This window comes from Bacillus sp. NPDC057893, assembly GCF_042796455.1.
Classification (GTDB): Bacteria; Bacillota; Bacilli; order Bacillales; family Bacillaceae_G; genus Bacillus_A.
Window position 1 is genome coordinate 13,554 of the sequence record NZ_JBHVNG010000015.1, and the last position, 13,656, is coordinate 27,209.

Here is a 13,656-nt window from a genome sequence, read left to right on the forward strand (position 1 = left end):
GAATGCTGATTCGATTTTAAATATTCAGATTGGATGTATCTTATATATATGTCAGATGCCCACAAATATTTTTAAAAATAAGAAAAAATGACCTATGCAGAAAATATGACAAAATAAACCCTTTCATTTACATCCGCCATTTTTCTACTTTATAATGACGTTATGTGTGTTTCATCTAGTTAATTTTTTGACACACTAAGAAAAGTGAATGAAAGGAGATGAGAGTTTTGCACGAAACAACGCAAGAACTCGCAAACTGGCAGTATTATTTCGCTATCGCAGTCTTTTTAATTACATATGCCATTATTATTTCTGAAAAAATTAACCGCGCTGTCATCGCACTTCTTGGTGCAGCATTTATGGTAATTGCCGGGGTCGTTGACTTACACAATGCCTTTACGAAACATATTGAATGGGGAACAATTACATTACTCATCGGTATGATGATACTGGTAAACATTACAAGTAAGTCAGGTGTCTTCCAATACGTTGCCATTAAAGCCGCAAAAGGAGCACAAGGAAATCCAATTAAAATTTTAATTTCACTTTCCTTACTTACCGCGCTTGGCTCCGCATTTTTAGATAACGTTACAACCGTACTTCTTGTTGTTCCAGTTACTTTATCTATTACGCGCATCTTGCAAGTAAATCCTGTTCCATATTTACTTTCTGAAATTATTTTTTCAAACATCGGAGGAACAGCAACATTAATTGGTGATCCGCCAAATATTATGATTGGTTCTGCTAATAAACATTTAGATTTCAATGCTTTCTTATTCAACTTAGCACCTATCGTAATCATCATTATTGCTGTTACAGCAACAATTCTTTACTTCATGTACCGTAAGCAATTAATTGCTGATCCTGTACAAATTAAAAAATTAATGAGCTTAGATGAAAAACAATACATTAAAGACCCAGTATTAATGAAGAAATCTTTAACAGTACTTGGCCTTACTATTTTAGGTTTCATGACTCATTCCATTTTCCATATTGATGCAGCTATCATCGCCTTAACTGGCGCTACTGTACTTATGCTAATCGGTGTGAAAGAGCATGAAATTGAAGAGGTATTCGCAAGTGTAGAGTGGGTAACAATCTTCTTCTTCGCGGGACTATTCGTACTCGTTGGAGGACTTATTGATATCGGGCTTATCAAAATGTTAGCTCAAAAAGTAATTGGAATAACAGGCGGAGATATTTCTCAGGCATCTATCCTTGTTCTATGGGTATCTGGTATCGCCTCTGCAACAATTGATAACATTCCATTCGTTGCAACAATGATTCCACTTATTAACGATATGGCAGTTGGGCTAGGTTTATCACCTTCCGACGCACAAATCGACGTACTATGGTGGGCATTAGCATTAGGTGCTTGCTTAGGTGGAAACGGAACATTAATCGGGGCTTCTGCTAACGTAATCGTAGCCGGAATCGCAAGTCGTGAAGGACATAAATTCAGCTACATGGAATTCCTTAAAGTCGGCTTCCCAATTATGATCGTTTCATTAATCATTTCTCACATTTACATTTACTTACGCTATCTTATGTAGTAGAAAAAAGCGCCCTGCTCAGCAGGGCGCTTTCGTTCTTTTTTCAGCATATCCGAATTATTATGAAACCAAATATATCGACCGCTCGACAACTTTGATACGCCTACTCGTTATACCTCACCGGCTCATTCCGAATAATGAACAAATGAATCGGCAAGAAAACCGAAAATGTGATTGTATGAATGATCGTAAATAGTATGGAATTCGTTCCGTATCTATCCAAAATAGCGTAGATAAGATAAATAGACAGTACAAGTGATACAGCTGTTGCTAATATATATAGAATTGGTACGAAATTAAAGATGAAGCATCCGACATATATGCCAAATACTTTCCACCCTGCTTCTTCTTTCAAGAAATCTGGTAATTTATCTTTCGCTAAATCACCCCATATCTTACTATTGATAAACGGAATAAAAGCAAGAACACCATCAGTTGCACCATCATTTTTCGCCATCGTATAAAGTGCAAAAGCCGTTAACAAATACGAAATAATTGCCCAAATTATTATAACAAGAATAAACGCAAAACTAAGAGCAAAGAAACCTGCTAGTACGCCTTGATCTTCCATCTTATCCTCTCCTCTCTCTTCTCAACATATTTCATTACAGTGCAAGTTATGTTTTAAAATTCAACCAAACTCTCTGTATAATAAGAGGAGAATGATAATAAGAGAGGAGCCCATACCTATGCATCCATTTGTAAAAGCATTACAAGAGCATTTTACAGCTCATCAAAACCCAGCAAAAGCAGAACCAATGGCACGTTATATGAAAAATCACTTCCCATTTCTCGGTATTCAAACACCTGAAAGACGACAATTATTGAAAGACGTCATTCAAATACATACTCTCCCAGATCAAAAAGACTTCCAAATTATCGTACGTGAGCTTTGGGATTTACCAGAACGTGAATTTCAGGCAGCTGCACTTGATATTATGCAAAAATATAAAAAGCATATTAACGAAACTCATATCCCCTTCTTAGAAGAACTGATTGTAACAAAGTCTTGGTGGGATTCTGTTGATAGCATCGTCCCTACATTTTTAGGTGATATCTTTTTAAAACATCCAGAATTAATTTCTGCATATATTCCAAAGTGGATTGCATCAGAAAACATATGGTTACAACGTGCCGCTATTTTATTCCAGCTAAAATATAAACAAAAAATGGATGAAGAACTCCTTTTCTGGATTATCCGACAACTACATTCCTCAAAAGAATTTTTCATTCAAAAAGCAATCGGCTGGGTCCTTCGTGAATACGCAAAAACAAAGCCAGATGTCGTTTGGGAATACGTCCAAACTAACGAGCTCGCTCCATTAAGTAAACGCGAAGCAATTAAGCACATTAAAGAAAATTACGGAATAAATAACGTCAAAATAGGCGAGACTCTATCATAGATAGGCACGTCCCTCTATTGTGATTTAAAAAAGAACGTGTTAGAATATGTTCATTATTATTAATATAAGTAGCGATGACGGACTTATAAGTACTTGCACAAAAAGCGATTCAGGGATAGTGAAAGCCTGAAGCCGCAAGGAAACGGCAGTCTCGAGCAATACGTGATGAAAGTGGATGCGTCAAATGCGCATCAACTAGGGTGGAACCGCGGGTATATACAAGCTCGTCCCTAGGCATGATTGCCTAGAGACGAGCTTTTTTGTATTTAATTTAAAAGCGGAGGTGACTCGCTCAGAACAGGAGGGCATTGGAGCTCCTGACGAAGAGGCGCTTTTCGCCTCACAGGAAGGCGCGAAATGACCGACTGTTCTAGTCACCGGAGCTGGATAATTTAAAAGCGGAAGCGGCTCGCTCAAAATGTGAGGAGGATGGATCTTCTGACATAGAGGCGCTTTTTGCCTCGGCGGAAGAAGCGAAGCCACCGAACATTTTAGCCGCTGGAGCTAGCGGAGATGCCCCGTTTCCAAAGTACCCATCACGTCATCGCAAATACGTTAACTTTCAAAAGGAGGATTTTATTATGTATTCAATGGAACAAGTTGTAAACTTAGCAAAACATCGCGGTTTCGTTTTCCCTGGTTCTGAAATTTACGGTGGTCTTGCAAACACATGGGATTACGGTCCACTTGGTATCGAATTAAAAAATAACGTTAAAAAAGCTTGGTGGAAAAAATTCATTCAAGAATCTCCACACAACGTTGGTTTAGATGCTGCTATTTTAATGAACCCAAAAACTTGGATCGCTTCTGGTCACGTTGGTAACTTTAATGATCCAATGATCGACTGTAAAAAATGTAAAGCTCGTCACCGTGCTGACAAATTAATTGAAGATGCATTAGACGCAAAAGGCATCGAAATGGTCGTTGACGGTCTTACTTTCGACCAAATGGCTGACTTAATGAAAGAACATGAAGTAAAATGCCCTGATTGCGGTAGCCAAGAATTCACGGAAATCCGTCAGTTCAACTTAATGTTCAAAACATTCCAAGGTGTTACAGAGTCTAGCACAAACGAAATCTTCCTTCGTCCTGAAACAGCACAAGGTATTTTCGTAAACTTTAAAAACGTACAACGCTCTATGCGTAAGAAACTTCCATTTGGTATCGGTCAAATCGGTAAAAGTTTCCGTAACGAAATCACACCTGGTAACTTCACATTCCGTACACGTGAATTCGAACAAATGGAACTTGAATTCTTCTGTAAACCTGGTGAAGATTTAGAGTGGTTCGCATTCTGGCGTGAAACTTGTAAAAACTGGTTACTTTCACTTGGTATGACTGAAGAAAGTATGCGTCTTCGTGACCACGGTGAAGACGAATTATCTCACTACAGTAACGCAACAACTGATATTGAATTCAGATTCCCATTCGGTTGGGGCGAACTATGGGGCGTTGCATCTCGTACAGACTTCGATTTAAAACGTCACATGGAACACTCTAACGAAGACTTTAACTATATCGATCCACAAACGAATGAGCGTTACGTACCATACTGCATCGAGCCATCTCTAGGTGCAGACCGTGTAACATTAGCATTCTTATGTGATGCATATGAAGAAGAGCAATTAGAAAACGATTCTCGTACAGTTCTTCGTTTCCACCCTGCTTTAGCACCATATAAAGCAGCTATCTTACCATTATCTAAAAAGCTATCTGAAGGTGCTACTGAAGTATTCGCAGAACTAGCTAAAGACTTCATGGTAGACTTTGATGAAACTGGTTCTATCGGTAAACGTTACCGTCGTCAAGACGAAATCGGTACACCATTCTGTATCACATACGACTTCGACTCTGTTGAAGACAAAGCTGTTACAGTACGTGACCGTGACACTATGGAACAAGTTCGTATGCCAATTAGCGAACTAAAAGGTTTCTTAGAGAAAAAAATCCAGTTCTAATTATAAAAAAGAGGCAGCTCATAAGAGCCGCCTCTTTTCTATTTTTCACGTTTTTCTTTAATTGCTACTGTACATCTTGATATGCATAGTAAATCATCATTTTCATCAATGATGCGAATATCCCAAACCATTGTCGATTGTCCTCTATGTATCGGTGTTCCGATTGCTGTTACAATTCCATCTTGCTTTGAGCGAATATGATTTGCATTAATTTCTAATCCGAAACAAATACATTTCTCTTGATCAATTAAATTGTATGAACCAACACTTGCCACAGTTTCTGCTAATGCAACAGATGCACCGCCATGTAAAAATCCAAACGGCTGATGCGTACGTTCATCAACAGGCATTGTAGCAACTACTTTATCCTCTGTCATTTCTAACAACTCAATTCCAAGCGAATCCATTAAAGTTTTTGACATATCGTTTCCCCCTTTTCCTCACTTTTAATTAAATGTATATTTTTACCTATTTACTTTCAAACTACCTATAACACTTATATAAGGAGGTTTCACCTAAATGAAACAGAAATTTTGTATACTACTGCTTATGTTCTCCTTACTCACTATTGTACCAAATTGTACGCATGCAGCCAAAGCATCCAACCTGACAATCGATGTGAAGACTGTAACGCAAAAAGGTAAGAAACCTTATATAGAATATCAAATTAATAGGCCTTCTTTTCACAATTTTTCTGATTCACAATTCCAAAATAAGCTGAATTCCTATTACAAAAACTCTACTACTAAATTTAAAAGTAAATTAGAAAAAGAAGCGAAGAAATATTATAAAGAAACAGAAGGATCTAGCACACCTTTTCATCCCTACGTTGCAAATGTTGACTATAAAGTAGCTTTAAACAAACCACCTTTCCTAAGTCTATATGTGAATTACTATCAATATACAGGCGGAGCGCACGGACTTTATACGTGGAAGGCAAATACATTTGATTTAAACGAAAAAAAATTATTACACTTAGACGATTTATTTCAGCAAGAGGATAAATATAAAGAAATAATTCGCACAGAGATTGTAAGACAAATTAAACAAAATGAAAGCATTTATTTTCCTGATGCAGCCGAAAAGGTAACGAGCACTAAAAAGTTTCACTACTTTTTAGAACCGGATAATCTTGTAATTTATTTCCCTTTATATGAAATTGCTCCTTATTCAAGCGGAATTCCGCAATTTCGTATTCCATACACATTGCTTAGAGACTATTTAAAGCCTTCTTATCAAAATATTTTGATTGACAACAAGTAAATATTTTCGCTACGATAATGTTAACCTAAACACAACTGGAGGTTAACATTATGAGGAAGCTTCATGTTTTAGATTTAGCATTAGCTGCCATGTTCGTCGCTCTTATGGCTATTGGTGCAAATATTGTATCTTGGGCGCCATTCTTACAGGTAGCGGGCGTTCCATTATCTATGCAACCATTTTTCGCAATTTTAGCAGGTCTTCTTCTTGGAAGTAGACTCGGGGCATTATCAATGACTGTTTACATGCTTGTTGGAGTAGCAGGTGCACCAATATTCGCTAACTTCAAAGCTGGATTCGGAGCACTTTTAGATCCTACTGGTGGTTTTATTATCGCATTTATTATCGTTGCTTACGTATCAGGAAAAATAGTAGAACAAAAAGAACGACCAACATTCAGCACCTTTGCAATTGCTTCTTTCGTCGGAATCATTTTAACGTATATTATCGGTACTACTTATATGTACGGGGCAGTGAATATTTTCATGGGTGGTAATATGAGTTATAAAGCTGCCTGGATGATTATGATGTGGTTTGCAGTAAAGGATATTGCGTTTACAATTATCGGCGCTATTATCGCACCTCGCATATACTATGCTGTACGTCGTTCGGCTTATCAGCGTTCTCATTCGACGATTTCATAATAAACAAGGAGCTGTTCCTATAGGAACAGCTCCTTGTTTATTATATTAAGACTCTTGCTTCATTTGCTCTTCTAAAATTTTCTTCATCATTACTAGCATATCATCACGTAATTCTGGGTGTTGCAATGCCATTTCAATTGTTGTTTGAACAAATCCTAATTTTTCACCAACGTCATAACGCTTTCCTTCGAAATCATATGCAAATACACGTTGAATTTCATTTAAGCTTTGAATTGCATCCGTTAACTGAATTTCGCCGCCCGCTCCCACTTGTTGCTGTTCCAAGAACATAAAGATTTCAGGAGTTAAAATGTAACGTCCCATAATCGCTAAGTTTGAAGGTGCAGTACCTTGCGTTGGTTTTTCAACGAAATTACGAACTTGATAACGACGTCCCTCTTGCTCTAACGGATCAATAATTCCGTAGCGATGTGTTTCTGCTTCAGGAACAGTTTGTACACCAATAACAGAAGAAAGTGTTTTATCATACTCGTCCATTAATTGACGTAAACATGGTTTTTCAGCTTGAACGATATCATCGCCTAATAATACTGCAAACGGCTCATCACCAATGAATTTACGCGCACACCAAACAGCATGTCCTAATCCTTTTGGTTCTTTTTGACGAATGTAATGGATATCTACCATTTTAGAAGAAGCTTGTACTTTTTCAAGTAACTCATACTTTTTCTTCTCTAATAAGTTTTGCTCTAATTCAAATGCGTTATCAAAATGATCTTCGATAGAGCGCTTTCCTTTACCAGTAACGATAATAATATCTTCGATGCCTGATTTTACTGCTTCTTCTACGATGTATTGAATTGTTGGTTTATCTACAATTGGAAGCATTTCTTTTGGCATTGCTTTCGTTGCTGGTAAAAAGCGTGTTCCTAATCCCGCTGCCGGGATAATTGCTTTTCTCACTTTTTTCATGACAAATACCCTCGCTTTTCATTCTAATTCTCTTAGTAAAGTGCAAATTTATAACACTCGCTCGTAATAATCCTCTACATCAAACAAAACTATAAGAAAAGAGGAGGCCGTTCTCCGTTCTCCTCTTTTCCTATCAGTAGCACTCTATTCTATTATAAACGATTCATAATATCTTCTTTAATAGTAAGTAACTTTTGTTCACTATTTTGTAAGGAATCATCTTGTACACCAAAGTAGAATTTAATTTTCGGCTCTGTTCCAGATGGACGTAAGCAGAACCAAGAACCATCTTCTAATTGATATTTTAACACATTTGATTTCGGTAAGTGAATCTCTTCCTTATTTCCATCTTGTAACGTTGTAATGATGCTTTCCTTATAATCCTCAACTGCAACGACTGTTAAACCAGCTACTTCTTTCGGAGGATTCCCGCGGAATGTTGCCATCATCTTTTGAATCTGTTCGGCACCGTCTTTTCCTTTTAACGTTAACGATACAAGGTCCTCGCGGAAGAACCCATACTTCTTAAATACTTCTAACAGGCCATCATATAACGTTTTACCTTGTGATTTGTAGTACGCAGCTACTTCACATGCAAATAGAACGGATTGTACTGCATCTTTATCACGGCAGAATGGACGGATTAAATAACCATAGCTTTCCTCATAACCGAATTGGAATTCATATTGTCCGCTTTCTTCATACTGTTTAATTTTTTCACCGATAAATTTAAATCCAGTTAACGTATCAACTGTATCTAAACCGTATGCTTTTGCGATTGTACGGCCAATTTCAGACGTTACGATTGTTTTTAAAACAACACCGTTCTCTGGAAGCGTTCCGTTTTTTTTCTTTTGAGATAATAAATAATCAAGCATTAATGCACCTGTTTGGTTACCAGTTAATACTTGAAACTCACCATCATGATTACGAACTGCTACACCAAGACGGTCTGCATCAGGATCTGTTGCGATTAACACATCAGCGCCTACTTTTTCACCGTCGCGAATTGCATACTCAAACGCTGCATGCTCTTCTGGATTTGGTGATTTTACTGTAGAGAAGTTTGAATCTGGTAACTCTTGCTCTTTTACAACTGTTACATCTGCAAATCCAACTTCTTCTAAACCACGGCGTACCGAAATATTTGATGTTCCATGTAATGGTGTAAAGACGATTTTTAAATCTTTTCCTACTTCTTTCACCATCTCTTTATTAATAATGACATTGTTCAATTCTGCCGCATATGCATCATCTACTTCTTGTCCAATTATATGTAATAAACCGTCAGCTTTTAATTGCTCAACATCAGCAACTTCAACTGTTAATTCATTTTCTACTGCATTTACGTAGCTAATTAACTCATCAGCTTCTTTTGGAGGCAACTGCCCACCATCTTCACCATATACTTTATAACCGTTATATTCGGGCGGATTATGGCTTGCCGTAAGAACGATTCCACTTACTGTATGTAAATGACGAACTGCGAAAGAAAGCACTGGCGTTGGACGTAAGCTTTCAAATACGTATGTTGTAATACCCTGTGCACCAAGAGTAGCAGCTACTTCCATTGCGAATTCAGGTGATTTATGACGAGAATCATACGCGACAACAACACCACGTTTTTTCGCGTCTTCACCTAATTTTTCAATAAACCTAGCTAATCCTTTTGTTGCTTTACGAACTGTATATACATTTAAACGGTTCGTACCAGCACCAAGTTCACCACGCATACCACCTGTGCCGAACTCTAGATTTTTATAAAAGCTATCCTCGATTTTCTTCTCATCTTGCTTCATGTTTTCTAGCTGTTCTTTTAATTCTGCGTCTAATTCTGCATATGAAAGCCAGCGACTAAATTCTTGTTTCCAATTCATACTTCCATCTCCTCTCGCCTGTCGTACCTTCATTATATGAAAAAAACAACCTGCATCTCAATATTTTTTAAAATCTAACAGGATTTTACTATAAATATTTGTATACACTATGGTTAAATACTCCACCAAAGGGAATGAGGATTATGCAAGAATGGGGCTTGTCAGAAGAGCTCAAAATAAAAACAAAGCAGATGATTGAAATTGCTGAAAAAGAATTATCAAACATGAAGCATGCAATCGATAAAGAAGATGAATGTATTTTATGTAAAATGGAAGATATTCATCATATGTTAACAAATGTACAGACGTTAGCAGCTACATATTATATTCAAGCATATTTATCACCTTATACGGAAAGTTCACATTTCATCACTACAGCTGTCCAACATTTAAGCGCTCGAAAACACGGTGCTCTTATTATCGTGGAACGAAGTGACGCTCTTGATTCTTTCATTCAAACTGGAACGACATTAAACGCACACTTAACCGCGCCACTACTTGAATCGATCTTTTATCCAGGGAACCCTCTTCATGACGGAGCCGTTCTCATTAAAAATAATCATATTCTCTCAGCAGCTAATATTCTTCCATTAACAAAAAGCACAGAAATCAATCCTGAGCTAGGAACACGTCACAGGGCTGCAATTGGCTTATCAGAGAAAAGTGATTCACTTATATTAGTTGTCTCTGAAGAAACTGGTCGTACTTCATTCGCTTTAAATGGAACGTTATATACGATTTCTTTATAGAATACCTATAAAATAAAAAAAGCTGTTCCGGAAAGGTTCATTATGTAATGACCTTTCCAGACAGTTTTTTTTGCATTCTTTATTCTTCTCCGAAACGCTCAACAAGTGTTGCAAGTGTACGCACCATTGCACCTGTTGCCCCGGCCGGTCCTAAATCATGTGTTCCTGTTGTTTCAGATGTTCCAGCGATGTCTAAGTGTACCCATGGTGTTTCTTCTGCAAATTCACCAAGGAATGTCCCAGCCATAACCGCATGTCCTTCACGGCCTGGTGAGTTATTTAAATCAGCAAATTTACTGTTTTTGACACGTTCTTTATCACGTTCAAAAATCGGCAATTGCCAAATTGGCTCATCCGTTTCCATAGAAGCCTCTAACACTTGTTCAAACAATTCTTCATTATTTGTCATTGCACCTGTTGTATGATTTCCAAGTGCAACAATTATACCGCCTGTTAATGTTGCAACATCAACTAAGTAATTTGCACCAAGTTTCTTCGCATACGTAATACCGTCAGCTAACGCTAAGCGACCTTCTGCATCTGTATTTAATACTTCAATTGTTTTTCCGCTCATAGATGTAATAACATCATCTGGCTTAAATGCTGTACCACTTACAACGTTGTCAGTTGATGGAATAACAGCAATTACATTTTGCTCAGGGCGAAGTTCACCGATGATCTCCATCGCGCCAAGAACAGCTGCAGCGCCGCCCATATCACCTTTCATACCAACCATGCCTTCACGTGGTTTTAAAGAATAGCCGCCAGTATCATATGTAATCCCTTTTCCAACAAATCCAATTACATCTTTCCACTCTTCTTTTCCTTTATAAATAAGAGCAATCATTTTTGGCGGTTCAGTAGATCCTTGGTTTACTGCAAGTAATGCACCCATACCAAGCTCTTCCATCTCTTCTTTCTCAAGAACCTTATAATCCATATCGTATTTTTCCGCTAATTCAACTGCATACTCAGCAAGCTTTGTCGCTGTTAATACGTTTGGCGGCATATTTACAAGCGTACGAGCTGAATTCGTTGCACGTCCATGTACGTATCCTACCGTTAATGCTGCTTCAATTTCTTGTGCATCTTCTGCTGTAATAGCAATCAGTTTTTCTAACTCTACTCTTTCTTTTTCATCCGTTTTATATGTTTGTAATCCGTATGTACCAAGGCAATATACTTCCGATGCAATATGAGCTACATCAATCGCGTCTAATTTATCTGTTACGAAAGAGTCAAGTAAGATTGCTGCGTCTTTTACTTTTGCTGATTGTAACGATTTAAAAGCTTTACTAAGAGCCGCACGTAACGTTTCTGTTGTATATGACTCTTTCTTACCTAAACCAACAAAATAATAACGTTTAACATTTGTTTTTCCTAAGCTATGTACTTTTGAAATGGCTTTCTTCTTAGTTGAAAGTTCTTCTTCTAATAAAACTTGTAATTGTCCTTCAAACGCTTTATCCAGTTCTTGTACAAAGCTACTCGTTTTATCTTCTTCAAATAAGGCAACAATTACCGCTTCATGACTTGCTAATTCTTTTTGTACTTGAAACATGTTCAGACCCCCTAAATTTCTCTACGTCCATTATAACTTTATTTTCGATAAAATGCGACAATTCTAAATTCTATCGTTTCATATGAAGATACTATTTCCAATATCTTCTATGGTGAAATAAGACAAGAAAAAAGTCTAGCGTTATTACCACTAGACTATCTTTGTTTTAAATATTGTCCACGAAACACTTGCATCGTTTCGTCTTGATTTAACATCGTTAACTCTTCTTCCGAAAACTTACCATTTCCTATTTTCACTATATACACATTTACTTTTTTCTTACCCCATTGGCTATAAACATCTTTCACCGTATCATAATATAAATCGAGACGATTTCCTTTTATAGCACCGCCCTTATCAGCTACAACACCATATCCGTAACCTGGCACGAATAGAATTGTCCCGAGCGGGAATACGCGCAAGTCAGCAGCGATTGTGGAATATAAATCCCTTTTTGCTTTAACACCTGAATATGTAATGCCATACTCTGGATGCCCCGGTCTCTTTCCAGTTGACTCTATACCTGATGTATAACCAGTTGCAGTCATTTCTATAACACGATATTTAGACCAGTCATTTGCCTGTTCTAAAGCATTTATCACTTCTTTACTCGGAGCAACTTTTTTCTCAATTTCTGCTGCATGTACTTCTTTTACACTTGTTCCTTCATATGATTTTATAATCTCTAATAAAGAAACTCCTGTGAAAGCCTGCCATGTTACGCATAATGCGAATGCAAGTAAACAAGTCATCATAATGCGAATACAATATCGTTTTAACATTTTTATATTCCACACTCCTTCATCGTTAATCATTCCCTATACGATGAAGGAATATGCAAAAAAATAATCTCCAAATTGATTGGAGATTAAAACATTTGATATCCACTTTTCCGAAGCTTCTTAATTATAATTCCTGCTAAAGCAGCACCTACTAATCCAGTAGATAGAATAAACACATCTGCGTGTCCTAAATGCGATACACTTGTCCCAAATGAAGAAAATGTTTCTTTTGGCTTTGAAAAATAGTCCCATACACTCGCTTTATTAATAATAAGCATACAAATAATCGGATACACAATAACCATTACCCACGTAGCTCGCAAAATCATGTTGAGTAAAAATCCAATTCCAAAAAATAAAATAAAGAACAACATCATTGAAATAAGTAGTACCGGTATACTCACTTCTTCTCCCTCTCCTTCGCATACGCCGTAAACACATGATAAGCCGTATAACCAAACTGCTCTCCTGGATTTAATGTTGTGTCCATTTCAAAATGCGACTCTGCTCTTCCTTCTAATAAATATTTGATGAGTACAGAAGTATTTTGATCATCTGCAATGTTTTCTGGATGTAAAAAAGCTACTTCCGACAATTCTTTCTCCTGTACGATAACGTCTTCTCCCTCTGGCTCTAAAAGAAAAATAATCATATTATCACTAATTTCATTATGAATAACACCTGAGCGAATACCAATAATCCCCTTTACATGAGCAACAATGCCTGTCTCTTCCAAAATTTCACGTTTTACAGCTTCATCAACAGTCTCGCCTTCATTAACAAAACCAGCAGGTAAAGACCATTGCCCTTTCAATCCACCGTATTTTTTCTTAACGAATAGCCATCTCCCATCTTTTGTAGCTACTAAACCACTGACAGCTAACCACACTTTCCCTCGCTTCCCCATGATATAACCTCCTCCACCGAACGGAC

General features: G+C 37.3%; 14 protein-coding genes. 6 read left to right on the forward strand and 8 right to left on the reverse strand.

Annotation, left to right across the window (positions count from 1 at the left end):
• Positions 1–227 precede the first annotated feature (227 nt).
• The gene (locus ACFVQC_RS27575) at positions 228–1,553 is read left to right on the forward strand and encodes an ArsB/NhaD family transporter (protein ID WP_002145115.1); all 1,326 of its coding nucleotides are present in this window, start codon (positions 228–230) and stop codon (positions 1,551–1,553) included.
• Between the two features lie 103 nt (positions 1,554–1,656).
• On the opposite strand, the gene ACFVQC_RS27580 is transcribed toward ACFVQC_RS27575, so the two are convergent.
• Positions 1,657–2,124, reverse strand: coding sequence for a hypothetical protein (locus ACFVQC_RS27580; RefSeq protein WP_002015861.1), 468 nt, complete (start codon positions 2,122–2,124; stop codon positions 1,657–1,659).
• Positions 2,125–2,242: 118 nt separating this feature from the next.
• On the opposite strand from ACFVQC_RS27580, the gene ACFVQC_RS27585 reads away from it, so the two are divergent.
• Positions 2,243–2,956, forward strand: a complete 714-nt coding sequence (locus tag ACFVQC_RS27585) for a DNA alkylation repair protein (RefSeq protein ID WP_377899873.1) — start codon at positions 2,243–2,245, stop codon at positions 2,954–2,956.
• Between the two features lie 581 nt (positions 2,957–3,537).
• The gene (locus ACFVQC_RS27590; RefSeq protein ID WP_002015863.1) at positions 3,538–4,914 is read left to right on the forward strand and encodes a glycine--tRNA ligase; all 1,377 of its coding nucleotides are present in this window, start codon (positions 3,538–3,540) and stop codon (positions 4,912–4,914) included.
• Positions 4,915–4,952: 38 nt separating this feature from the next.
• Here the strand turns inward: ACFVQC_RS27590 and ACFVQC_RS27595 are convergent, their stop codons facing one another.
• A complete protein-coding gene (locus ACFVQC_RS27595; RefSeq protein ID WP_002145111.1) occupies positions 4,953–5,336 on the reverse strand; it encodes a hotdog fold thioesterase in 384 nt (127 codons plus the stop codon).
• Between the two features lie 97 nt (positions 5,337–5,433).
• On the opposite strand from ACFVQC_RS27595, the gene ACFVQC_RS27600 reads away from it, so the two are divergent.
• Positions 5,434–6,177, forward strand: coding sequence for a DUF3298 and DUF4163 domain-containing protein (locus ACFVQC_RS27600; RefSeq protein ID WP_016096630.1), 744 nt, complete (start codon positions 5,434–5,436; stop codon positions 6,175–6,177).
• Between the two features lie 50 nt (positions 6,178–6,227).
• Positions 6,228–6,821: a biotin transporter BioY gene (locus ACFVQC_RS27605; RefSeq protein WP_377894379.1), complete on the forward strand. Its 594-nt coding sequence runs from the start codon at positions 6,228–6,230 to the stop codon at positions 6,819–6,821.
• Positions 6,822–6,866: 45 nt separating this feature from the next.
• Here ACFVQC_RS27605 and galU read toward each other — a convergent pair whose 3' ends face one another.
• Positions 6,867–7,754 carry a UTP--glucose-1-phosphate uridylyltransferase GalU gene (gene galU, locus ACFVQC_RS27610; RefSeq protein WP_002067929.1) on the reverse strand — a complete coding sequence of 296 codons (888 nt, stop codon included), beginning with the start codon at positions 7,752–7,754 and terminating at the stop codon, positions 6,867–6,869.
• Positions 7,755–7,906: 152 nt separating this feature from the next.
• On the reverse strand, positions 7,907–9,631 hold the full coding sequence (locus ACFVQC_RS27615; RefSeq protein ID WP_377899874.1) for a phospho-sugar mutase: 1,725 nt from the start codon (positions 9,629–9,631) through the stop codon (positions 7,907–7,909).
• 143 nt (positions 9,632–9,774) lie between these two features.
• Here ACFVQC_RS27615 and cdaS point away from each other — a divergent pair, with 143 nt between their 5' ends.
• Positions 9,775–10,380, forward strand: coding sequence for a sporulation-specific diadenylate cyclase CdaS (cdaS, locus tag ACFVQC_RS27620; protein ID WP_377894382.1), 606 nt, complete (start codon positions 9,775–9,777; stop codon positions 10,378–10,380).
• Positions 10,381–10,459: 79 nt separating this feature from the next.
• Here cdaS and ACFVQC_RS27625 read toward each other — a convergent pair whose 3' ends face one another.
• The 4 genes from ACFVQC_RS27625 to ACFVQC_RS27640 all read right to left on the reverse strand — a co-directional run bounded on the left by ACFVQC_RS27625 (position 10,460) and on the right by ACFVQC_RS27640 (position 13,630).
• The gene (locus ACFVQC_RS27625) at positions 10,460–11,941 is read right to left on the reverse strand and encodes a leucyl aminopeptidase (protein WP_377899876.1); all 1,482 of its coding nucleotides are present in this window, start codon (positions 11,939–11,941) and stop codon (positions 10,460–10,462) included.
• Between the two features lie 155 nt (positions 11,942–12,096).
• A complete protein-coding gene (locus ACFVQC_RS27630) occupies positions 12,097–12,723 on the reverse strand; it encodes a 3D domain-containing protein (protein WP_002089307.1) in 627 nt (208 codons plus the stop codon).
• 86 nt (positions 12,724–12,809) lie between these two features.
• Entirely contained in the window at positions 12,810–13,127 is a 318-nt protein-coding gene (locus tag ACFVQC_RS27635) for a YuiB family protein (RefSeq protein ID WP_002089308.1), read from the reverse strand.
• Positions 13,124–13,630, reverse strand: coding sequence for an NUDIX hydrolase (locus tag ACFVQC_RS27640; protein ID WP_002067921.1), 507 nt, complete (start codon positions 13,628–13,630; stop codon positions 13,124–13,126). The genes ACFVQC_RS27635 and ACFVQC_RS27640 overlap by 4 nt, the downstream gene beginning before the upstream one ends.
• Between the last annotated feature and the right edge of the window lie 26 nt (positions 13,631–13,656).

What these genes read in the sequence shown, in the direction of transcription:
- ACFVQC_RS27580 (WP_002015861.1), bottom strand. Translation starts at nt 2,124, where the DNA reads ATGGAAGATCAAGGCGTACTAGCAGGTTTCTTTGCTCTTAGTTTTGCG.
- ACFVQC_RS27585 (WP_377899873.1), top strand. Translation starts at nt 2,243, where the DNA reads ATGCATCCATTTGTAAAAGCATTACAAGAGCATTTTACAGCTCATCAA.
- ACFVQC_RS27590 (WP_002015863.1), top strand. Translation starts at nt 3,538, where the DNA reads ATGTATTCAATGGAACAAGTTGTAAACTTAGCAAAACATCGCGGTTTC.
- ACFVQC_RS27595 (WP_002145111.1), bottom strand. Translation starts at nt 5,336, where the DNA reads ATGTCAAAAACTTTAATGGATTCGCTTGGAATTGAGTTGTTAGAAATG.
- ACFVQC_RS27600 (WP_016096630.1), top strand. Translation starts at nt 5,434, where the DNA reads ATGAAACAGAAATTTTGTATACTACTGCTTATGTTCTCCTTACTCACT.
- ACFVQC_RS27605 (WP_377894379.1), top strand. Translation starts at nt 6,228, where the DNA reads ATGAGGAAGCTTCATGTTTTAGATTTAGCATTAGCTGCCATGTTCGTC.
- galU (WP_002067929.1), bottom strand. Translation starts at nt 7,754, where the DNA reads ATGAAAAAAGTGAGAAAAGCAATTATCCCGGCAGCGGGATTAGGAACA.
- ACFVQC_RS27615 (WP_377899874.1), bottom strand. Translation starts at nt 9,631, where the DNA reads ATGAATTGGAAACAAGAATTTAGTCGCTGGCTTTCATATGCAGAATTA.
- cdaS (WP_377894382.1), top strand. Translation starts at nt 9,775, where the DNA reads ATGCAAGAATGGGGCTTGTCAGAAGAGCTCAAAATAAAAACAAAGCAG.
- ACFVQC_RS27625 (WP_377899876.1), bottom strand. Translation starts at nt 11,941, where the DNA reads ATGTTTCAAGTACAAAAAGAATTAGCAAGTCATGAAGCGGTAATTGTT.
- ACFVQC_RS27630 (WP_002089307.1), bottom strand. Translation starts at nt 12,723, where the DNA reads ATGTTAAAACGATATTGTATTCGCATTATGATGACTTGTTTACTTGCA.
- ACFVQC_RS27640 (WP_002067921.1), bottom strand. Translation starts at nt 13,630, where the DNA reads ATGGGGAAGCGAGGGAAAGTGTGGTTAGCTGTCAGTGGTTTAGTAGCT.